At 64.4% G+C, this 21,273-nt stretch carries 23 protein-coding genes; 10 read left to right on the forward strand and 13 right to left on the reverse strand.

From position 1 onward, the window contains the following. Positions 1 to 10: 10 nt before the first annotated feature. Entirely contained in the window at positions 11 to 847 is an 837-nt protein-coding gene (locus CH292_RS02320) for a mycofactocin-coupled SDR family oxidoreductase (protein WP_094653904.1), read from the reverse strand. Between the two features lie 28 nt (positions 848 to 875). Further along, complete coding sequence (locus tag CH292_RS02325) at positions 876 to 2,069, reverse strand: acyl-CoA dehydrogenase family protein (RefSeq protein ID WP_094627617.1); 1,194 nt, start codon at positions 2,067 to 2,069, stop codon at positions 876 to 878. Positions 2,070 to 2,223: 154 nt separating this feature from the next. Here CH292_RS02325 and CH292_RS02330 point away from each other — a divergent pair, with 154 nt between their 5' ends. From CH292_RS02330 to CH292_RS02350, 5 genes are all read left to right on the forward strand, one after another. Then, complete coding sequence (locus CH292_RS02330) at positions 2,224 to 3,003, forward strand: helix-turn-helix transcriptional regulator (RefSeq protein ID WP_019663436.1); 780 nt, start codon at positions 2,224 to 2,226, stop codon at positions 3,001 to 3,003. An 85-nt stretch (positions 3,004 to 3,088) separates the two neighbouring features. After that, a complete protein-coding gene (locus CH292_RS02335) occupies positions 3,089 to 4,258 on the forward strand; it encodes an LLM class flavin-dependent oxidoreductase (protein WP_179277892.1) in 1,170 nt (389 codons plus the stop codon). 6 nt (positions 4,259 to 4,264) lie between these two features. Further along, on the forward strand, positions 4,265 to 4,684 hold the full coding sequence (locus CH292_RS02340; RefSeq protein ID WP_094653906.1) for an SRPBCC family protein: 420 nt from the start codon (positions 4,265 to 4,267) through the stop codon (positions 4,682 to 4,684). Next, entirely contained in the window at positions 4,681 to 5,028 is a 348-nt protein-coding gene (locus CH292_RS02345; RefSeq protein ID WP_037181836.1) for a hypothetical protein, read from the forward strand. Before CH292_RS02340 ends, CH292_RS02345 begins: the two co-directional genes overlap by 4 nt. Next, a complete protein-coding gene (locus CH292_RS02350) occupies positions 5,025 to 5,513 on the forward strand; it encodes a flavin reductase family protein (RefSeq protein ID WP_019663432.1) in 489 nt (162 codons plus the stop codon). Before CH292_RS02345 ends, CH292_RS02350 begins: the two co-directional genes overlap by 4 nt. Before the next feature lie 56 nt (positions 5,514 to 5,569). On the opposite strand, the gene CH292_RS02355 is transcribed toward CH292_RS02350, so the two are convergent. The 4 genes from CH292_RS02355 to CH292_RS02370 are packed head-to-tail and all read right to left on the reverse strand — an operon-like array spanning position 5,570 to position 8,736. Then, the gene (locus tag CH292_RS02355; RefSeq protein WP_019663431.1) at positions 5,570 to 5,893 is read right to left on the reverse strand and encodes a putative quinol monooxygenase; all 324 of its coding nucleotides are present in this window, start codon (positions 5,891 to 5,893) and stop codon (positions 5,570 to 5,572) included. A gap of 24 nt (positions 5,894 to 5,917) precedes the next feature. Continuing rightward, the gene (locus CH292_RS02360; protein WP_037144832.1) at positions 5,918 to 6,943 is read right to left on the reverse strand and encodes an NAD(P)-dependent alcohol dehydrogenase; all 1,026 of its coding nucleotides are present in this window, start codon (positions 6,941 to 6,943) and stop codon (positions 5,918 to 5,920) included. Between the two features lie 30 nt (positions 6,944 to 6,973). Further along, positions 6,974 to 7,681 (reverse strand): iron-sulfur cluster assembly protein, encoded by a 708-nt coding sequence (locus CH292_RS02365; protein ID WP_019663429.1) that lies wholly within the window; start codon positions 7,679 to 7,681, stop codon positions 6,974 to 6,976. Between the two features lie 2 nt (positions 7,682 to 7,683). After that, a complete protein-coding gene (locus CH292_RS02370; protein WP_020111240.1) occupies positions 7,684 to 8,736 on the reverse strand; it encodes an amidohydrolase family protein in 1,053 nt (350 codons plus the stop codon). A gap of 176 nt (positions 8,737 to 8,912) precedes the next feature. On the opposite strand from CH292_RS02370, the gene CH292_RS02375 reads away from it, so the two are divergent. After that, complete coding sequence (locus tag CH292_RS02375; protein WP_094653907.1) at positions 8,913 to 10,367, forward strand: GAF domain-containing protein; 1,455 nt, start codon at positions 8,913 to 8,915, stop codon at positions 10,365 to 10,367. A gap of 23 nt (positions 10,368 to 10,390) precedes the next feature. Here CH292_RS02375 and CH292_RS02380 read toward each other — a convergent pair whose 3' ends face one another. From CH292_RS02380 to CH292_RS02395, 4 genes are all read right to left on the reverse strand, one after another. After that, positions 10,391 to 11,566: a 4-hydroxybenzoate 3-monooxygenase gene (locus CH292_RS02380; protein WP_094653908.1), complete on the reverse strand. Its 1,176-nt coding sequence runs from the start codon at positions 11,564 to 11,566 to the stop codon at positions 10,391 to 10,393. 50 nt (positions 11,567 to 11,616) lie between these two features. Next, positions 11,617 to 12,366 (reverse strand): IclR family transcriptional regulator, encoded by a 750-nt coding sequence (locus CH292_RS02385; RefSeq protein ID WP_094653909.1) that lies wholly within the window; start codon positions 12,364 to 12,366, stop codon positions 11,617 to 11,619. 126 nt (positions 12,367 to 12,492) lie between these two features. After that, positions 12,493 to 13,551, reverse strand: coding sequence for an aromatic acid exporter family protein (locus CH292_RS02390; protein WP_256977861.1), 1,059 nt, complete (start codon positions 13,549 to 13,551; stop codon positions 12,493 to 12,495). A 17-nt stretch (positions 13,552 to 13,568) separates the two neighbouring features. Continuing rightward, positions 13,569 to 14,306 carry a GntR family transcriptional regulator gene (locus CH292_RS02395; protein ID WP_037144395.1) on the reverse strand — a complete coding sequence of 246 codons (738 nt, stop codon included), beginning with the start codon at positions 14,304 to 14,306 and terminating at the stop codon, positions 13,569 to 13,571. 96 nt (positions 14,307 to 14,402) lie between these two features. Here CH292_RS02395 and CH292_RS02400 point away from each other — a divergent pair, with 96 nt between their 5' ends. Both CH292_RS02400 and CH292_RS02405 read left to right on the forward strand, forming a co-directional pair. Beyond that, on the forward strand, positions 14,403 to 15,194 hold the full coding sequence (locus tag CH292_RS02400; protein WP_033189842.1) for a sugar phosphate isomerase/epimerase: 792 nt from the start codon (positions 14,403 to 14,405) through the stop codon (positions 15,192 to 15,194). Between the two features lie 166 nt (positions 15,195 to 15,360). Further along, complete coding sequence (locus tag CH292_RS02405; RefSeq protein WP_020111245.1) at positions 15,361 to 16,533, forward strand: GGDEF domain-containing protein; 1,173 nt, start codon at positions 15,361 to 15,363, stop codon at positions 16,531 to 16,533. Positions 16,534 to 16,547: 14 nt separating this feature from the next. On the opposite strand, the gene CH292_RS02410 is transcribed toward CH292_RS02405, so the two are convergent. Next, positions 16,548 to 17,369: a hypothetical protein gene (locus tag CH292_RS02410; RefSeq protein WP_037113685.1), complete on the reverse strand. Its 822-nt coding sequence runs from the start codon at positions 17,367 to 17,369 to the stop codon at positions 16,548 to 16,550. 260 nt (positions 17,370 to 17,629) lie between these two features. Between CH292_RS02410 and CH292_RS02415 the strand changes: the two genes are divergently transcribed. Beyond that, the gene (locus CH292_RS02415; RefSeq protein ID WP_094653911.1) at positions 17,630 to 18,712 is read left to right on the forward strand and encodes an Rv1355c family protein; all 1,083 of its coding nucleotides are present in this window, start codon (positions 17,630 to 17,632) and stop codon (positions 18,710 to 18,712) included. 11 nt (positions 18,713 to 18,723) lie between these two features. Here CH292_RS02415 and thiD read toward each other — a convergent pair whose 3' ends face one another. Beyond that, on the reverse strand, positions 18,724 to 19,515 hold the full coding sequence (gene thiD / locus CH292_RS02420) for a bifunctional hydroxymethylpyrimidine kinase/phosphomethylpyrimidine kinase (RefSeq protein ID WP_019663419.1): 792 nt from the start codon (positions 19,513 to 19,515) through the stop codon (positions 18,724 to 18,726). A gap of 96 nt (positions 19,516 to 19,611) precedes the next feature. On the opposite strand from thiD, the gene CH292_RS02425 reads away from it, so the two are divergent. After that, entirely contained in the window at positions 19,612 to 20,295 is a 684-nt protein-coding gene (locus tag CH292_RS02425) for a DedA family protein (RefSeq protein ID WP_033189841.1), read from the forward strand. A gap of 4 nt (positions 20,296 to 20,299) precedes the next feature. Here the strand turns inward: CH292_RS02425 and dapA are convergent, their stop codons facing one another. After that, a complete protein-coding gene (dapA, locus tag CH292_RS02430; RefSeq protein WP_026347488.1) occupies positions 20,300 to 21,178 on the reverse strand; it encodes a 4-hydroxy-tetrahydrodipicolinate synthase in 879 nt (292 codons plus the stop codon). Between the last annotated feature and the right edge of the window lie 95 nt (positions 21,179 to 21,273).

Raw genomic sequence — 21,273 nt, forward strand, 5'->3', positions numbered from 1 at the left:
GCCGTGAGAACTAGACCTTGCTCAGGGCGCCGGCATCGATCGGCAATGCGATGCCCGTGACATAGCGTGCTGCGTCCGAGGCGAGCCATACGACGCCGTTGCTGATGTCCACCGCGTCGACCCACGGAACTGGCAACGTGTTCATCGCGCCCTGACATGCTTCACGGAAGTCGTCCTGGGTCGGATGTTCCAGATCGGGACGGAACAGCTTGTACATCGGCTCGTTGTCGATCATGTCGGTCAGCACCGACGTCGGATGAATCGAGTTGCAACGAATGCTGTACTGACCCAGCTCGTTCGACGCAGTACGTGCGAGCCCGGTGACACCGTGTTTCGCAGCGACGTAGTGCGCGAAGTTCGGGAATCCTTGAATCCCGCCGGTGGACGAGATCAGAATGATCGAGCCGCCCTCACCCTGGGAGATCAGGTGCGGCACCGTGGCGCGCATCGTCTTCCAGACGCCCGAGAGATTGATGTCGATCATCTCGTCCCACTGCTCTTCGCTCAGCTCGTGCAGTGGGGCGGAGGAAAAGATGCCGGCGTTGGCGACGACGGTGTCCAGACGCCCGAGCTCCACAATACCCTCGGACACAGCCGCTTCGAGCTGTCCGAGCTCGCGCACGTCGGCGACGACGGCGTGTGCACGACGGTCGAACTTCTCGATCTCGCGAACCGTCTGGTCCAGATCCTCACGGGAGGATCCCTTGTACTTGGTCGTCTCCGGCTTGCTGCAGAGATCGACGACGATGACGTCGGCACCTTCTTCCGCGAGCCGAACTGCGTGCGAACGTCCCTGTCCGCGCGCGGCTCCGGTGACGAGGGCTACTTTTCCTTCGAGCTGTCCCACTGCGTTCTTCCTTCTCTGTCGACGGGTTTCAGGACTGGTGGTCGTAGCCGGGCACGATCGCCTTGGCGGCCTCGACCAGACTGATCTGATCGACCAGCATGTGCTGTGTGGCAACCGCGATATCGCGGCTGCAACGACCGAGCGCACTGGGGTTGCGGATCGCCTGGCTTCCTGCCCATCGGTGCGCGAACTGCACGATCTCACCGGCCACTTCCTGCACCCAGGTGGTAACCTGACGCAATCGCGCGCGCTGCTCGTCGGTGATGTCCTCACCGCGGCGCGCGGTGTCCTCGGCGTCGCCGTGCGCCTGGTAGACGTACGCGCGAGCGGCCTGAAGCAGAGCCTCGTTCTTCGCGAAGTCGCGAAGGAAGAGCTGCGATTCCCCGACGGGACCGTCGTAACCTGGTCGGTTCTTCTTCGACGCGATCTGCACTACCTCTTCGAGTGCGCGCGTGGCGATTCCGAGGGCGACCGGGGCGTGACCCCCTACGCCGATGCCGAGAAGACCTAATTTGTAGACGGGTTCAGGTCGGACGGGCACCGTGGAGAAGGTTTCCATCGTGAACCTGTCCGGGACGAAGACGTCGTCGACGAGATAGTCGTAGCTTCCGGTTCCGACCATGCCCATCACGTCCCAGTTTCCGAGAAACTCCACGTCGGTACGGGGCAGGAAGCCGATTCGGCAGTCCGGGCCGCCGTTGGCGTCGAGCACGGGGTTGCCCGCGTCGTCGTGTACGACGAATCCTGCACCGATCCACGATGCGTGCGCCGATCCGCTGCCGAACTGAAACTTGCCGGTGACCCGATATCCGCCGTCGACGCGCACTGCCTTACCGGTGGGCATGATCATGCCTGCGGTGATGCCGCGGGCCGGGCCGTCGAACATTTCGCGGGCTCCGACATCGTTCATGAACCCGACTGCGACTCCGGTGGAGAACGCATTGGCCATCAGCGCCCAGCCGGTCGACCCGTCGGCGCGTGAGATCTCCTCGATCACCTTCAAAGCTTCGACGATTCCCTTTCCGCCGCCGCCGAATTCGGCAGGGACGAGCAGCCAGAAGAGCTCCTGCTCGACGAGAGCTTCGTAGACGGCCGACGTGATGGTGGCGTCGGATTCGATGGTGTTCGCTTCGCGTTCGACGACACGGGCAACCGTTCGTGCCCGTTCGGCGTAATCAGGCGACAAGCTGGTGGTGACGGGAGCGTCGATGGTGCTGGTCATGTGCTGTACGACCTTTCGTTCGAGCACGGCTTCGGTATGACTCACATCACAATGCTCGGCGCAGCCCCCGGACGGACGCGCAGAACTACGTGATCCACTACGTGCTTGCGAGAACCCGACCGGGACCAGGGGGAATATCGATAGCATTTCGGTCATGCAGTCGCAGGTGGAGCACACGCGGTCGTGGCAGGACGTGTTGTCCGCCGAGCACATGCGTCGAATTCTCGAAGTCCTGGAAGTGGCGCGGTCGTCGGCAGGTGGGACTCGATACAAGGAAGCCTTGGTGGATGCCATCGCGACAGTGTTCGACGTCCGCGACGTGACGTTCTTCTTCGGAACGACCTATCCGACGGTGTTCGCCGATCCCGCTCCTCTGCTCACCGGTGCCGCCGAGCCGTTGCTGCGTGAATATCAGGAAAGGTGGCGGGACAAGGACGTGTTCGCGCTCCCCCGGGCACGACGCGTACTCACCGACGACGGCTTCGCGACGCTCGACGATCTGGCGAGACTACCCGTGCCTCAACGTTCCTACGTCGAGGATTATCTCGCGCCGCACGGGATGGGCACGGCGTCGGCGATTCATCTGCGGTTCGCCGACGGTGAGGCGTTGGTGGGCATGTTCGACCGTGAACGGTACTGGGATCGGAGCGACATCACCGCGATGAAGTTCCTGGCCGGTCATCTGCGTGCGAGTGCGAGGTCCGTCGCCATCGGAGAAGCGCCCCCCGAGGCGGATCCGTTCGTCGGGCTCAGTCCGCGGCAGTGGGATGTCGCGGAGCTGATCGGCGACGGTCTGACCAATGCAGAGATCGCGGTCGAGCTGAACCTGACGGAGATGACGGTCAAGAAGTACGTCAGCCGCATCTTCGACACGACCGGTTTCCGCAATCGCGCTGCTCTCGCGGCGTCGGTGTCTCGGCGGGTCAGCCTGTAACTGTCCTCTTTCGAGGACTGTTTCACGCTGTGGCGTGGGTCATACGGTGATCGTGACAATGTTGCCCGTCACACCTGGAGGTCACATGAAGACGCGCCTGAAGTTCGGAACGTTCCTCGCCCCGATCCACACCCCCGGCCAGAATCCGACGCTGCTTCTGCAGCGCGATCTCGAACTCGTGGAGTACTTGGAGAAACTGGGGTACGACGAGGCATGGTTCGGCGAGCACCACTCGGCGGGCGCCGAGATCTATGCCTCTCCCGAGATCATGATCGCAGCGGCGGGTGAGCGTACGAGCCGCATCAAGCTGGGCACCGGCGTCACGTCCGTGAGCTACCACAACCCACTGTGGGCGGCCGAGCGGATGGTGATGCTCGATCACCTCACGCACGGCCGCGTCCTGTTCGGGCTCGGACCGGGCTCGCTTCCCACCGACGCCGCGATGCTCGGCCTGTCCCAGATCGACACGAGGGAACTGCTCGCCGAGAACGCCGACATCATCATGCGTCTGCTGCGCGGAGAGACCGTCACCGCCAAGACTCGCACCCATGAACTGTTCGACGCCAAGATCCAGATGGCGCCGTACTCCGACCCACTGTTCGACGTCGTCGTGGCGGCCATCGCGTCGCCCACCGGCGCTCGTCTGGCCGGGAAGCACGGCATCGGATTACTCTCCATCGCAGCGACTCTCACGCCCGACGGGTTCAGCGCGCTGCAGCATCACTGGGGGATGCTCGAAGAATTCGCCGAGCAGGCAGGCCGCGCCGACGAGGTGGATCGTTCGACGTGGCGTCTCGTCGGACCGTTCCACATCGCCGAGACCGTCGAGCAGGCCTACGAGGACGTCGAACACGGAATCGAATACTGGTTCAACTACCTTCAGCATGTTGCTGCGTTCCCGCAGATGGATGTTCGCGGTACCAACAAGAAGGAAATGATCGACTTCATCAACACCTCCGGCATCGGCGTCATCGGTACCGCCGAGCAGGCCCGCGCTCAGGTACAGCGCCTTGTCGATCAGTCGGGCGGTTTCGGGACTCTGCTGGTCCAGGGCCACGACTGGGCGAATCCACAGGCCACCAAGCGTTCCTACGAACTGTTCGCCCAGGACGTCATGCCGTATTTCCAGGGCCAGGCGCAGCCGATGCTCGACGCCGCCGAGCGTGCGCAGGCCGTCCGAGAAGGGCAGGCCGACGAGCACCGCAAGGCCGTCGACCACATGACCAAGAAGTACAACGCAGAACTCGGGCGGTGATCGGACATGGCATCGGTGTCTGTGCGCCAGGAGTACTCGCAGTCCGCGGAATCGGTGTGGGCCGTGGTCGGTGACCCGGCCGGCGCCGCGAACTGGATTCCGTCACTGGACACGTCGAGGCTCGACGGCGAGGTACGACACGTCGTCTTCACCGACGGTAATCCCGCCCGGGAGCGGATCGTGTCCCACGACGACGACGACTCCCGTACGTACACTTACGAATACATCGACGGGCCACTTCCGCTCGCGAAGTACACCTCCACCATCCGCGTCGACGCCACCGCGAACGGATCCGTCGTCTCGTGGGACGCCGAGTTCACCGCTGCCGGTGACGATCCGGCTGCCGTCGAATCGCAGCTCGAGACCGGAATCGGCGAGATCTACCAGGGCGCACTCGACGAAGTCGCTCGCGTGGCCGCACCGTGAGCAAATCGTTGACGAATTTGTTCGAGAAGGTCACGGTGATGCACTCGGCCGATCACTGGGCGGCTGCTCACCGCGACCTGACCGACATCTTCGGCCCGGCCTCGTTCTCCGACGGCGCTGCGTGGGCGGTGTTTCCCGGACTCAGTCTGTCCGACGAGCAGGGGCCTTCGTGGTCCCTGCTCGCCAAGACCGGCGATCTCGACGCCGTCGCACGGGAGGCGGCACGTCTGGGGTGGGCGGTCGGCGAACCCACGGTCGGCGGGCACGAGGCGCGCCTTCCGTTGACCACGCCGGCGGGCCTCACCGTCGTCGCATATTCCTCTACCAGCCAGGGACTCTCATGAACGACACCGCTGTCGACCCCACCCACTTCCGCACGGTGCTCGGCGAATTCAGCACCGGGGTGGTGGTCGTGACCTCGCTCGAGTCCGAGAACACTCCCATCGGGCTGGCCGTCGGATCGTTCGCTTCGGTGTCGCTGGACCCACCACTGGTGGCGTTCTTCGTCGCGCACACCTCCACGACATTCCCGAGAATCGCTGCTACAGGACGATTCTGCGCGAACATCCTGTCCCACGATCAAGTCGATGTGTGCCGGGCGTTCTCCCGTTCCGGAGGCGACAAGTTCGACGGAGTCGCATGGGAACCGTCGCCGAGTGGAAGTCCCGTTCTCGACGGGGTGCACGGATGGATCGACTGCACGATCACATCGGTGCAGCGGCTGGGCGATCATGATCTGGTGGTCGGAGAGGTTCACCAGCTCGACGCAGCGGTCGGTGATCGCTCGCCGTTGGTGTTCTACCGCTCCGCGTTTCACGCGCTGCGCTGATCCGGTACGACCACCCCTCGGTGATGCACGACCGTGTGCACCACCGAGGGTCTCGGTCAGCCGACCTTCATTTCACCCATCTCGCCCCAGCCGGTGGCGCCGATAGTTTCGCTGATGATCTTCGGAGTGGAGGCGAGTCCCTTCGGCAGTTCTTCGACGGCCTTCTTGAAGTGATCGCTGTTCACGTGCGCTCCACCTGCGTCACCGTCGCGGAATGCCTCGACGAGGACGTAGACGTTCGGCTCTTCCAGGCTGCGTGACCATTCGAACCACAGATTGCCTTCCTCGGCGCGTGTTGCTGCGGTGAACTCGGCCACGTGCTCCGGCCAGCGCTCGGTCCAATCGGGCTTGGTCTCGAACTTGACGACGATGAAGATCATGAAAGCTCCTATGCGTTGACGAGATCAGGGGGTGAGGATCGCACGGCCGCGGATGGCACCGGCATCGAGATCGTCGATGGCACTTTGGAAGTCGTCGAGCGTGTACTTCGCGGTGTGCAACACCACCGATCCCCGAGCAGCCAAGGCCATCAGGTCGCACAGGTCGTTGTAGGACCCCACCAGGTTACCGATGATGTTGATCTCGGAGGACACGATGTCGATGGTGGGGACGTCGATGTTCTCGCCGTATCCGACGACGTAGTAGTTGCCGGCGCCGCGCAGCATCGCCACGCCTTCCTTCGTCGCGCCGCCTTCGCCGACGAAGTCGATGACGGCTTCGCCGCCGTTGCCGTTCGTCAGGTCCAGCACCTGCTCGATGTGGGTGCCGTCGGCGACGATGCCGTGATCGGCCCCGATAGATGTGGCCAGTTCGACTGCCGCCTGGTTGCGGTCGACGACGACGATCTCCGCGGCCGTCAGCGATTTCAGTACCTGAATACCGATGTGCCCCAGGCCTCCTGCACCGATGACGACCACCTTGTCACGTGGCGTCAGGTGCTTCGACGCCTTGGCTGCCGCGTGATATGCCGTCAGGCCTGCGTCGGCGAGGGCCGCGACGTCGGCGGGTTCGAGAGAGTCGTCGATCTTGACGACGCTTCGCGCGGACGTCTTCAGGTACTCGGCGTATCCACCGTTGGTGTCGATTCCGGGGAACTGATTGAATTCGCAGTGCACGTCGTCCCCGGATCGGCAGGCGCGGCACAGTCCGCACGTGATCAGCGGGTGGACGATCACCTTGTCGCCTTCGGCGACGTTGGTGACGGCGGACCCGACCGCGTGCACCCATCCCGCGTTCTCGTGACCGATCGTGTACGGCAGCTGTACGTTCGATTTCTCTGCCCACTGCCCTTCGAGGATGTGCAGGTCGGTTCGGCACACCCCGGCGCCGCCGATCTTCACGATGACGTCGAAAGGTCCTGTGGGCGTTGGAATCGGGAGCTCCGTCATCTGCAGTTTGTCGTGGTATCCCACAACCTGTACAGCTCTCATCGTGCTCATGTTCTCGTCCTTAACGGGGTTTCAAGCGTTGACAGTGGTGCGATCGGGGTCGTCGTAGCGGGTCCGAAGCAACCCTCGGCAGAAGTGCGCATTGCCGTCGATCGAGATGCGCGTCGACCGTGCACGTCGCAAGGCAAGCGGTACGTCGATCTGGGCATAGTCGTTTCCCTCGTGATCGACCATCACCAGGCTGTCCGGAGTCGTCGGCAATCCGATGGTGCTTCGTCGCCGCAGCAATGCATGTGTCGTCTCGTCTTCGGGCAGCTCACCCAGCAGAACAGTGCCCATCTCACGCATGTCGCGTGACGGATCCCTCCGCAGAAGCGCCGTCAGGCACCGCTCCATCGCCGCGACGTGGGCCTTCCGCTGAAAGGTCGTCCGGAGCTCTTCCAGATCGTCCTCGGCTTCGTGGGCGAACGTACCGCGATAGCCCGCATCGGCGGCGAGACCGGCGTTGATGATCGCCGAATCATGGTGATCGTCGAGTTCGACGGTGACCTGCGCGGTCCACTCGAGCGTCGTCAGAACGTCTTTCGCATCCGAGGCCATCAGATACGCGAAGTTGGGCGCGCAGAACGACGTCGGAAGCCGCAAGTGCACCACTACGTCACCCTCGCCCGACACGGTGACGGACTGTACGAAATCGAGATCGGTGATGGGCTGGTCGAGCTCGGGATCGACGACCGCCCCGAGTGCCTCCAGCGCCGCAGCTTCTCTGATGTCCGGCACGACTACGCACCCACCAGATGCTCGTCGGCGGCTTGTTCTGCGCCGCGGGGTCCGGTCTCCGTCTCATCGGCGTCGGCTAGACGGAGATCCTCCGGGACCGGAATGTCGTACATCTTCGCGGCGTTCAGGCCGAGGATCTTCTTCTTCTGGTCCAGGGTGATCTGCGGATACTCGCTCAACTCGTCGGGGATCTGGAATTCGACGAATGCCTCGATCAGCCACCTCGGGGTCCACAAGGCGTAGTCGGAGGAGAACTGGATGCGATCTTCGCCGAGCCAGTACAGAAGTTCTCCGATGATCTGAGCGAAGTACTTCGGCCTGGTGTGCATGAAGGGCATGGCGACGGCGAGTCCGGCATGCACGTTCGGTTCCTGGGTCGCGATCCAGCAGAAGTCCTCCAGCCGCGGAAGCCCGCAGTGTTCGACGACGAAGTTCAGATCGGTGAAGTCGGTCGCGATGTGGTCGACATCGGCGACATCGAAGGCGTCGCGGTCGAGCGGCCTGATCGTCGGACCTTTGTGGACGTGGATGTTGGTGATTCCGAGTTCACGGCACACCTCGAGGTAGCGGCGCGTCCAGTCGTCGTCGAGCTTGTATCCGCGGGAATCACCGTTCCACTCGGCGGTGTAGAGCTTCACGCCTTTCAGGCCGAATCGCTCGGCATCGGCCCGTAGCTGATCGAGACCCGCCTCGCCGTTGCGAGGATCGAAATTGTGGTTGTACGTCAAGATGTCGGAATGCTTCTGGGTCAGCGCCCACGCTTCCTCGGTCTGGCCGAATCCGTTCACGTAGAACTCGCCCAGATGAGCCGGCTGAAAGATCGCGTGGTCGACGTAACCGTCGATGAACAGGTCTTTGATCAGGCGTTCACCGCCCTGGTAGAGGTACTCGTCGTACGTCCAGAGCTCGGATTCCGGTGACAGGTTGCGGTGGTAGTCGTAGAAGCAGTCGATGAACTGCTTGCCGTGGATGTTGCGCTGGTTCTCCTTGCGCGCATCCCACAACGCCACGTGCGCGTCGACGATGAAGAAGCTGTCGTCACCCTTTTTGTACATGTCGATCCCTTCCGTCGTGTGACTGGCGCCACAGTTCGTAGTTCGACGGTAGGTCCGCTCGCCCCGGCTGCCGAGGCCCTGGCTGTCTCAATCTGAGACGTCGCATCGTCATTCTGTTATGTAATCTGGATCACATGCATCGGAGACGGTGCGCACTCCCGACCACGAGGACTTCGGTGATCGACGACCACCCCGCCCTGAACCGCCGCGACGACGTACCAGGCACCCTGGTGCCCGGTCGTCTACGTGCGTCGTGGTTGCGTAGTGAGCGGTACGGCATCTCGATCGACGCCGTGGAGCCGGTGTTCGCGGGCACCGAACCGCCGGAGTCCCTGTTCCACGAGTGCGGCAACGAGGTGCTCGCCGATCTGCACCGAACGTTGTCCAGCGAACCCGTCGGCATGATGCTGACGGACGCCGACGGTGTTGTCCTGAGCAGGGTCAGCGGCGACCACTCTCTGCTGCGTGCACTCGACGCGGTGCATCTTGCTCCCGGCTTCGGTTACTCCGAGCGGGAGGTGGGCACCAACGGTCTCGGTCTGGCGCTCGCGGACATCGCACCCACCCTCGTCAGAGCCGAGCAGCACTACTCGCACAGTCTGACCGGTTTCACCTGTGCCGCGGCACCGGTCGTCGACCCTGCCACGGGCAGGCTGGAAGGCGCAGTGAACCTGACGACGTGGGCGCGAACGTCGAGTGATCTGCTGCTGACGCTCGCCAGGTCGGCGGCCAGCACCATCCGCACGTCGATGCTGGCACGCGGTTCGGGGAACACGCCGCGTCCGACGACGCGGCGTGGCCTCTTCAGGATCGTGCACGCCGCGGGCCGCGCCGTCGCAGACCTCGGTTCCGAGTGGACGACGGCAGTGGCCGAGGCACGATCCGCGATGGACGACGGCATGGCCGTCGCCGCGATCGGCCGGGCGAGCAGCGGACGTTCGACGCTGCTCGAACAATCCGCTCGAGCAGCGTTTCCTCGGCACCGCATCCTCGTCGCATCTGCGCCGGAACCGAACGATCTGCAGACCTGGCTCGACCTGTGGTCGTTCGAAGCCGGGCGACCGGACACCGCAATCGTCGTCCGGGACGTCGACGCCCTGCCCGCATACGCCGCCGAGCATCTCGACGGCCTGCTGTTCGCATCCGACGTACCGCGCATGCCTGTTTCGATGACGGCCGAACGGCTCGAGTCGGTGCCGACGGCTCTCCGCAGGCGCGTCCGATCGGTCGTGTCCGTCGCGGCCCTTCAGGACCGTCCCGACGACGTCCTCCCCCTCGCCCGGCACTTCGCCCGCGAGATGCGCGGCCGCGACGTCCAGTTCACGGGCTCAGCGGAACGCGCATTACGCAACTACGACTGGCCGCACGACGTCGCCGAACTGAAGTCGACGATCACTCGAGCGGTCGGGCGTTCCGATGTTGTCGACACGCACGTACTACCCACCGAAATCCTGGCCGGCCCCACCCGTCGACTGTCCAGCATCGAGGCCTTCGAGCGCGGCGAAATCGTGCGCCTTCTCTCCACCGGCCCGATGACGATGCAGCACGCCGCCGAACGCCTCGGAATGAGCAGGGCAACTCTGTATCGCAAAATTGCCTACTACAAAATCGACATGAAGAGTTCTCGCTGATCGGCATTCGTTGTCGCCGCGAATCAGAACCCGATGGGCAGTCCGGCGTAGTTCTCTGCCAAGCCGGTGGCGCCTGCTTCGCTCGACGCCACCCAGCGCAGCTGGGACAGCTGAAGTTGAGCGTCGAACGGATCTGCGCTGGTGTGCAGCATCGTCGTCATCCACCACGAGAAGTGAGTGCATCGCCAGACTCGCCGAAGTGCGTTGTCGCTGTAGGACTCAGCCAGCTCGCCGTCGCCCTTGCGCACCAACGCGACGAGCGCAGGAGCAAGAAGTGCCACGTCGGCGACTGCTAGATTGAGCCCCTTGGCACCGGTCGGTGGGACGATGTGCGCCGCATCGCCGGCGAGGAAGAGGTTGCCGTGCCGCATCGGAGTCTGAACGTAGCTACGCATCGGCAGGACGCTCTTCTCCGTGATCGGACCCGGCGTCAGCTCCCACCCGTTCTGGCCGTGACCGAGCCTGGCGGCCAATGAATCCCATATCCTGTCGTCGGACCAGGTGTTCACATCGGTTCCATTGGGAACCTGCAGGTACAACCGGCTGACGGTGTCGGAGCGCATCGAGTGCATCGCGAAGCCGTCCTGGTGCCAGGCGTAGATCAGTTCGTCGGTCGACGGGGCCACGTCCGCCAGGACGCCGAGCCACGAGTAGGGGTACGTCCGTTCCCAGGTCTGCCGAACCCGGTCGGGCATCGTCGCCCTACTCGGGCCGAACGACCCGTCGCATCCGGCGATCACCGCCGCGTCGACGCGCACTTCGTGCCCGTCGGAATCGGTGAATGTGACGTAGGGAGAATCGGTTTCGACGTCGTGCAGCGCGGTATCGGATACCTCGTAGTAGATCTGTTGACCCGCCGCTTCGCGTGCGGCAACTAAGTCCTTGGTCACCTCGGTCTGTCCGTAGACCCACACGCTGCGGCCGACGAGATCAGTGAAGTCGATATGGTGCCGCTCCTCCGGCCACTGAAGGTAGATGCCGCGATGTTCCTGACCCTCACTGCGCAATCGCGTTCCGAGGCCAATGTCGTCGAGCAGCTGGACGGTCGAGTGCTCGAGAATGCCTGCGCGGATGCGCGAGAGCACGTACTCCTGACTCCGCGTTTCGATCAGAATCGAGTCGACGCCCTGTTCGGCGAGCAGGTGAGACAGCAGTAAGCCGGCAGGCCCTGCTCCGATGATGGCTACCTCTGTACGCATGACACCCAGTAGACACCTTGACCGGCGCCACTCCTAGCGGGTTCTTCCACTCAGTGAAAGGATCGACTAATACCCTGGGCTGCCACCTGAAGGGACGCAACCAATTTCGATCGGTCCCGATTGAAGTTCGGCACCACGATTCCCAGCGCCGCGACCACGTCGTCGTCGGCACCGCGCACCGGAACCGCGACCGAACACGCGCCGAGTGCCATTTCCTCGACGGTCTGCGCGAATCCCTCGCGGTGTACGCGACGAAGTTCGGCCTCCAGTTTGCCGGGGTGAACGACGGTGTACCGGGTGAGTCGAGGCAAGTCGCTCAGCACACGATCGTGAACATCTTTCGGTGCGTACGCGAGAAGCACTTTCCCCACGCCTGTGGCATGCAATGGAAGTCGGGCGCCGATCCGACTCACTGCCGGCACCGACGCGTGCCCGGCGAGCCGATCGAGATACAGCACCTGATCACCGTCGCGGACGGCGAGGTGGACCGTCGCCAACGTTGCGCCGTAGATGTCGTGCAAGAACGGCGACGCGATCTCACGAAGATCAGCCTGCACGGGCGCGCGCATGCCCAACTTCCACAAGCGCTGCCCGACGACGTACTCACCCGTCTCGGTACGCACCAGCGCACCCCAGTCGACCAGCTCGCCGACGAGGCGGTGCGCTGTCGCAGGCGCCAGCCCTGCCGCGGCGGCGATGTCGGTGAGCGTGAGGGCTGTTCGATCTCCTTCGAAGGCTGCGAGAACCGCGAGGAGTCGAGCGGACACCGACTGCCCCGGATTTCTCGTGTTGCCCGCCACCGCGCACCTCCGTCGTCGACCACACCGCGGCGTAGGAACCGCTGCCGATACCGCCGAGAAGCGTAGCGTCTTCAGGCTTCACCCAGGACAGATCGAACGCCCCGGATCATCGGCGTCGGGAGCCCCTCACTGCTCACCGAGTCGATACAACGTGGCGTCGATGGCGTCCACGGCGACGACGATGGTGGATATCGCGGCCGCGTCGGCGCCTGCGTCGGAAAGTCCCTCGTGCACAACTTCGCTCAATCGCATGGCTTCCGGCAGGTGTTTGCCGAGCATGCGCGAGTAAGGACTGTGGTGACGCGCCGGGTCGTGGCCCAGTTCGTCCAACGCGTCGGCGACGGTGTCGAGTAGGTCCGCGACATCGTCTCGCAGTCCGTCACTCGAGTCCTCGGACCTGCTGGACAGGCCTTCCACTCCGACAACCACGGCTGCCAGCGAAATCAGCGTTCGGTCGAGTGTGCTCGCCGCGGGCCGATAGATACGATCGCCGCCGACCCGGCTCCACGCACGGCGTCGCACATTGCCCCGCAAGCTGTCTCTGCCTCGATCCAGGGCTGCTGTGACACCGGAGGCTTTGAACAACTCCCACAGCTCGGTCCGACGTTCCCGATGCACCTGAGTCCCGTCCCGCACCGCGCGGGCCAGGTTACGCAGCAGCTCGGCCTGGCCTCTGGATCGTACGACGATGAGGTCACGTGCCTCGGAGAGGAATTCGGGGGGCACCACGACGGCGTTGACAGCAAGCCCGACGACGGCACCGAGCGCGACGTCACCGATGCGGTAGAGCACCATCACCTCGTCGGTCGCAGTTCCGTACAGCAGCACCAGGAGCGCGGTGATGGCCACCCACATACCATCCGGCGCAAACACTTTCATTCTGCCGACGACAGTCCCGACGGCAACCGCCGCAGCCAGAGCCGGCACCACCGGCGCTACGCTGCCCGCTAGGGCTGCAATCGCGACACCGACGGTGACGACGGCGACTTGACGAAGGGCCGCAGTGCCACTCGCACGCACGGTCACACCGATCATGAACAGCGCGGTGTACGGCGCGAGGAAGCTCTGCGGACTACCGATGACGCGATCGGCCAACCACCACGCGGCCATCGCTGCAATCGTCGACTTCGTGGCCGCGACGATCCACGGCCGCCCTATGGAACGGAAAATTGCTGTACCCGACACATTCGGGTGCTACCCCGCTACGCGGGACCCCGAAACTCCGCCGCCCATGCCTGCGCAGACGGCGACCCGTCGGCGAGTTCGGTCTCGATCGTTCGCACGAAGCTGCGCGAGTTCTCGTCGTGCATCGCGCGCAGGACAGCGTCCGGATCGCCGGCGACAACGAGATCGAACAACCGTCGGTGCCGTTCCGCTCGTTCGACGAGAGTCTCCTCGGCTGCCCGGGCCGAGCGGTTCATGCTCATGCACAACTGCAGCTGGATGGACAACGAACGATAGGACTCTTCCAGTCGACGATGATCTGCGAGCGCCACCAGCGCGGCGTGGAACCGGTAGGAATCCTCGACGGCCACGTCTTCTCGACCCGAGGCCGCGTGCGACGTCATGAGTTCGAGCGTCTCGCGCAACGCCGCGAGTGCGGACTCCGACTTCACCGGTACACCCAGACGTACAGCCATCGCCTCCAAATTCTCTCGCAGAGTGACGATTTCGTAGACGTCCTGCATCGTGAGGGGAGTCACCACCGCACCCACGCGCGGAGTCTGGACCAGCAACCCCTCTTGCTCGAGGATGCGCATTGCTTCCCTGAGCGGTGGCCGACTGACTCCGAGCTCGCCCGTCAACCTGTTCTCGACGACGCGATCGCCCGGACGCAGCTCGCCGCGGAGAATTTTCGACCGCAGTGCGTCCGCAGCCAGAGCGGTGAGGCTGGGCGGGTCCGTGACGAGTCTGCCTGCACGTGGGAGTGGTTTGCTCATATCAGCCGTTACGGTACCGCCCACACGACGCGACGCCGTTCTGCTCAAGTAATTAGGTTAACCTCTCGTTGTCTACAATAGCCCGGAGGTTGACCGATGATTGCACTGTCCACCGGACGCGGACGGCTCGAACCAGGTTTCGAGTTCGCGGCCGCCGCGGGTGTCTCGGCTTTGGAACTCGCGTGCCAAGAGCCGGAGAACAGGCCGGGCTCGTTCGACGACACACGTATCGCGACCGTCCGCGGACTCGTCGAGCGCTTCGGAATGACGTGCGTGGTGCACTCCGCGTCCGCGGTCAACTGCGCGGAGACCGATCCGACGGTCCGGCCCGCCGTCGTCGCGCATCTGCTCGAGTACGTCGATCTCACCGATCGCCTCGGCCTCGACACTCTGATCGTTCATGCGGGCTACCACTTCGGACTCGGTCTCGACGAACCGCTCGACGCCCTCGCGCGAACTCTCGGTGAGGTCGCGGTCCGGGCGCACGACCGTGGTATCACGATGGTTCTCGAGAACATGAACGTTCTTCCCGTCGAAGCCGAGATTCGCTACCTCGGATGCACGGCCGCGGAGGTTCTGGCAATTCTCGATTCCGTCGATTCACCGGCACTCGAGGCGTGCCTCGATGTGGGCCACGCCCATCTGCTCCCGGGTGGAGTGTCCGAGTTCGTCGAGGTGCTCGGACCACGCATCGCCTATGTACAACTCACCGACAACGACGGGGTCGTGGACGATCACCTGGCGCTCGGACGAGGAACCCTGGATGTCGCGGCTACATTCGACGTCCTCGGCCGAGCCGGATACGACGGATTGATCGGCATCGAACTGCACGACCCCACCGACCGAATGGACAGCCTCCGATACCTACGGTCGATCGGACTGACCTGACCACAGCAACCTCCTGGCAAACGGACCCGAACTATCGAAAGACGCCCCGACCACCAACTTTCCGACCGGAAGGTCGGTTCCAGTTGGACTCTGGATCGCCAACTTCGACCATCATGGGCGCTATGCTGGCCGGGACCTGTCCCTACTCGACCCGAGGCACTGACCTATGAGCGTGTTGACGCGTCGATCCGGTGTGGAGCCGCAGCGCTCGACTGCGCGGTTCGACACGCGCACGGCGATGGTGATCGCCAGCGCTACCGGCGCGCTGCCTCTGCTCGCCATCGCGATGATCTCGCCCACGTTCCTCAAGCCCGGAGCGTTCCCTCTTCTGTGCGCGATCGTGGGCTTCACGGCACTCACCGTGGTGTTCGCACTGAAGATCGGCCGCCTGACCGACCTGCAATTCGCGATACTCGGCAGTGGCGGCATGGTCGGAGTCGCGATCTCCGCCTATCTCATCGCCGATCCGTCGGGCACACGCGCAGTCACGTCGATGCTGGCAGTCGTTCCCGCCATCGCCGCTGCTGGGTCGCCGCCGAAGATCACCGCCGCCGTCACCGCTGGATCCGTAATTCTCGCGACGTGGCTGTCGTCGATCACACTGTCCGATTCCGGACTGGCCGTCACCGTCGTCGCGGTCGGTGCAGCGGCGACCACCGTCCTGGTGCCCGTCGTACTGATCGCCGCGTTGCGTCGCTCGCTTCTCGCGGTGAACGGACGGCTGAGCGTGCTGGCCAACACCGATCCGCTCACCCGCTTGCTGAACCGACGGGGAATGTTGTCCCAGGTCGAGGCCCTCCTGGACAAGGCGTGCATCAGCCGCGGCAGGTTGTGGGCGTACGTCGTGGACATCGACCACTTCAAGTCCGTCAACGACACGCTCGGTCATGCGGCCGGAGACCGAGTGCTCGTCACCATCGCCGAAGCGCTGCGCCACGCAACCGCTCGAACCGGATCGCAGGAAGCCATCGTCTCGCGCATCGGCGGCGAAGAATTTCTGATCCTCACCGAACTCCAGCCACGCACTCCACTCGAGAACGCAATCCTGGACAGTGTTCGCGCGGAGTGCGAGGTCACCGTCAGCGTGGGCTCGGTGACGGTGGACGTCCGAGCTGCGCTCGATCCCCGGCTCAACTTCGGTGCCGCGAGTGAGAGTTCGCACGTCGAGCACGTCGTCGACACCATCATGCACGCCGCGGACAACGCGCTGTACGACGCGAAGTCCAGCGGGCGTGACCAGTCCGCGCATGCAGGTGCTGTCCTGGTCACCTGGGAAGCGCACACTCCCGAGCAACGAAGTGACCTGGCAGCCGAGGTCGCACGACGCGCGATGCCGTGACAAGAAGCGAGTATTCAGGCCACAGCCGACGACTCGAGCGGGCCGCACAGAGCGTGCGCGTCCCGGACCATGTCCTCCCACACCGCCGGCTGAGCTTCACGCGAGAACGTCTCGCGGTCCCACCACATCAGGCGGGTCCGGTACTGCTCGCTCGGGTACGCCGCCGCAGGCACGTCGACGTCGATGCGGCCACCCGACGACTCCCACTGACGAAGAACATGGTCGGCCGCGCTGGCGAACAAGTAGCGACTTCCGGTCAACTCGATGGTCGGCAGTGCCGTGCGCGCGAGCAAGGCAGAGACCTCTCGCCCCGGACTGCCCTTGCCCACCCAGGCGCTTTTCATCTCGACGATTCCGTAGGGCAGCCGAGTCCGGAGTTGCCCGGCGACAACGTCGAGTCCGGGCGAGTTCTCCCATTCGACGAGCACGTGCGACTGTTCGATGAGGGTGTACGGTCCTTGCGCGCGCACTCCGCCGAGCATCTCACCGGACGAGTCGAGGACGACGTAGAAGAGTGTGGTCGTCGCGCCGGACGCAACCTCATCGATGTCCAGCGCCCGGGTCACCCCGTGCCGCGAGTACGACGACCAGGCGCCGTCGACGTATCGGTCCCACAGTTCGGGCGCGGCCGCAGGAGTTGCGACCACCAGTTCCATCGTGCCGTCGCTCGTCACGCTCGATCGCGGTCCGAAGGACGACCCGAGCATGGTGTTTGCCGTTGTCAGGCGCGGCCTGATGCCGCGGATGTCTCGGCCCTTGTACTGAACGGCCGAGTGGTGGACGGCCGAGTGGTGGACGGCCGATGTGCGTGCAGATCCTGTCGTGTGTGCAACCACGTCTTAACTCCTTGAGAACGGTCCAGATCCCCGAATGGAACCGGACGAGGGCACTGCCGGACGGCAGTCCACTCATTCTTCCTGGTAGTTGGGGTCGTTTGCCCAGCTAGCCACTCCGATGACCTGCAGAAAGCCCGCAGGTGATGAGATCGCACACACGCGAGCAGGCCGCTTTCCAGATTTGCGGTTGAATCTTTGTGTCAGGTCACGACCACCATCGATGCCGCTCGCCACAGCGTCCGGGGCAGTGTTCCGCTACCTTGTCGGCAGCGGCACGACTTCCGGCCGCATCGGACGAAGCAGCGAAGAACGAGGGTGACGTGGCAGAGCACGTTGTGTTGAATGTGGCCGAGACGGACGACCGCGAACTGTACGACGAGATTGCCGCGCGAAGCGGAATCCGTGTCTTCGACACCACTGGCACACAACGTGAATCGCTCCGCGAGCTTCGTCCGGCACCGGCGGCGGACGTGCTCGAGGAACCTCTGCGGTGGGTGCACTACCCGTGGCGCCACGCGCTGGTTCGGGTCCTCGGTCCCGCTGCATTTCGGTTGCTCCGGTTGGATCGGAACCGAAACAAGATCACCGCGTCGGAGCAGAACGCCCTGTCCGATCTGCGCGTAGGCGTGGTCGGACTGAGCGTCGGACACGCCGTCGCGCACACCCTGGCCATCGAAGGCCTGTGCGGTGAACTACGTCTCGCGGACTTCGACGAGCTCGACCTGTCCAACCTCAACCGAGTCCCGGCGTCGCTCTTCGATCTGGACGTCAACAAGAGTGTCGTCGCATCCCGTCGAATTGCAGAGCTCGACCCGTACCTGTCGGTGGTCGAGTTCCAGGACGGGTTGACGCCCGAGACGATCGACTCGTTTCTGGACGGTCTCGACATCGTCATCGACGAATGCGATTCTCTCGACGCGAAATTGACGCTTCGCGAGAACGCACGCCGCCGGGGCATACCGGTGATCATGGAGACCAGCGACGGCGGAATACTCGACGTCGAGAGGTTCGACGTGGAGCCGGATCGTCCCCTGCTGCACGGGCTGCTGGGCGACCTCGACGCCTCGGCGCTCCGCGACATCACACCGGCACAGAAGGCGCCGCTGGCGGCACGAATTCTCGATCCCGCCAAGCTCACTCCGCGGATGCTCGCATCGGTGCCGGAGATCGGCAAGACGTTGTCGACGTGGCCTCAGCTCGGCAGCGACGTCGCGCTCGGTGGAGCATCCGTCGCGGCCGTCGTCCGATCCTTCGGCCTCGGAAACCCACCGAGCTCGGGCCGAGTCCGCATCAACCTCGATGCGCACATCGCGGCGATCGAGGACCTACGCACCGAAGCGTGAGAGCGCGCCCCTCAGCTGTGCCAGTCCACAGCGGTGAACGGCGCCTCGGTGGTGATTCGGCCTGCGATGCCCGCGTGAGCGAACTCCTTGGCCACGGACACTGCGTCGGCGACGTCGGTGCCCTTGGCGAGTTCCGCGGTGATCGCGGCGGCGAACACACATCCCGCGCCGGACACCCGCTCGTTACCGATCTTCGGGGCGCGTAGCACCGTGACGTCGGTTCCGTCGAAGAACACGTCGACGGCTTCGTCACCGGGCAGACCGGCGCCGCCCTTGACCGCGACGTAGCGCGGGCCGAGATCGGCGATGCGCCGGGCTGCCTCCGCGAGGTCGTCGACCGTCTCGAGCGACTCCATGCCGGACAGCGTCTGCGCTTCGAAGAGGTTGGGGGTGACGACGGTCGCGAGTGGAAGTATGTCGCTGCGCAGCGCATTGTCGGTGTCCAGGGCGGCGCCAGGCTCCTGCCCCTTGCAGATCAGAACCGGGTCGACGACGACGTGCCGCCACGGCTGCTGCCTGAGCGAGGTCGCGACGGTCTCCACGGTTTCCGGAGTTCCGAGCATCCCGATCTTGACGACGTCGAGAGCGTGCGCGGACGTGGCTGCCTCGATCTGGTCGGCGATGACCTGGCCGGCGATCGGGACGAATCGGTGACCCCAGCCCGACTTGGGGTCGAACGACACGATGCATGTGATGGTGCCGACGCCGTAGACACCCAGTTTCTCGAACGTCTTGAGGTCGGCCTGCAAGCCGGCACCTCCGGTCGCTTCCGAGCCTGCGATGACGTATGCGATCTTCGACATGCGGCCATTATTGCGGAGTACCCGACGCCCACTCGAATCGGACGCTGCCCTCGTGGTCACCGTCTTCCTTTTGTCCGATTCGATACAGTCGATGCAATGAACGACGCGTACCTTGCCGCAACCAGCACCGAACTCGGCGGAATCGCCGGGTGGGCAGTCGGCCTGATGGAGACCATCGGCGGACCGGGGGCAGGCATCGCCGTCGCCGCCGAGAACTTCTTTCCACCGTTGCCCAGTGAGATCATTCTTCCGCTGGCCGGCTTCACCGCGTCGCGCGGCGGAATGTCGCTCGCCGAAGCCTTGTTCTGGACCACCGCGGGATCCGTCGTCGGCGCACTGGTCCTGTACTGGCTCGGTATGAAACTGGGCCGGGATCGGATGTACGCGATCGTCGACCGAATCCCGTTCGTCGACACCGGCGACCTCGCCAAGGCCGAGGACTGGTTCACTCGGCACGGCCGCTCGGCGGTGTTCTTCGGCCGGATGATCCCCGTCGTCAGATCCGGCATCTCCATACCGGCTGGCGTGTCAAGAATGCCGCTGGCCCAGTTCACCCTGTACACGACACTCGGAAGCCTGCTCTGGAACTCGATCTTCGTCCTCGCCGGATTCTTCCTCGGTGAGAACTGGCACTATGTCGAGACCTACGCGTCGATCTTCCAGTACGTCGCAATCGGCGCCGCAGTCCTCCTCGTCGGATGGTTCGTGACGAAGAAGATCCGGGCACGTAAGTCCACCGAGCAGTCGACCGGTTCGGTCACCGATCGACCCGAGGGATGAGCGCTCAGTCCAGCAGCTCGGCGGTGCGCAGCGCCGCGCGCACGTCCTCGTGATGCCACTCGTCGAGTTCGACGAGCGGGAGGCGAATACCGCCGGCCATCAGACCCATCTCCGCCAGCGCCCATTTGACCGGGATCGGGTTGGGCTCGGCGAACAGGGCGCTGTGCAGACCCGCGAGCGTCGCGTCGATCTCCGACGCCGACTCGGCGTCACCTGCGATCGCGGCAGCACACATCCGGGCCATCGCCGCCGGTGCGACGTTGGCGGTCACGGAGATGTTGCCGTGGAATCCTGCGAGCATGCTGGCGCGGGCGGTGCCGTCGTCGCCGGAGTACAGCGCGAAATCGTCCAACTCGAGCGCGACGAGATCGCGGACCCGGTCCAGGTCACCGGCGGCTTCCTTCAAACCCACGATGTTCGGAATCTCGGCAAGTCGCGCGACGGTGGACGGCAGCATGTCGCACCCCGTACGAGACGGCACGTTGTAGAGGTACTGCGGGATGTCCACGGCCTCGGCGATCGCGCGGAAGTGCCGGTACAGGCCCTCCTGCGGCGGCTTGACGTAGTAAGGCGTCACCAGCAGGGCACCGTCGGCACCCGCGGCGAGCGCGGACTTGGTCAGGTGGATGGCCTCGGACGTCGAGTTCGCGCCGGTACCGGCGATGACGGGCACCCGGCCTGCCACGACGCCGATGGTCCGCCTGATCACCTCGGTGTGCTCGGACACCGACAGCGTCGATGCCTCGCCGCTGGTGCCGACGGACACGATCGCGGACGTGCCTTCCGCCACCTGCCGTTCCACCAGTGCGTCGAGCGCGGAGAAGTCGACTTCGCCCGAGGTCTTCATCGGGGTGACAATTGCAACGACGCTGCCGGTGATCACGCTTCTGACGCCTTCCGTCATGTGTTCGAATTCCGCTCGGAATCGTAGACGAACATGGTGAATAGCCGAGAACAGGCACAGTGATGGGTCGTCTA

Origin of the sequence: Rhodococcus sp. 14-2470-1a (assembly GCF_002259425.1) — a bacterium.
Lineage (GTDB): Bacteria > Actinomycetota > Actinomycetes > Mycobacteriales > Mycobacteriaceae > Rhodococcoides > Rhodococcoides fascians_E.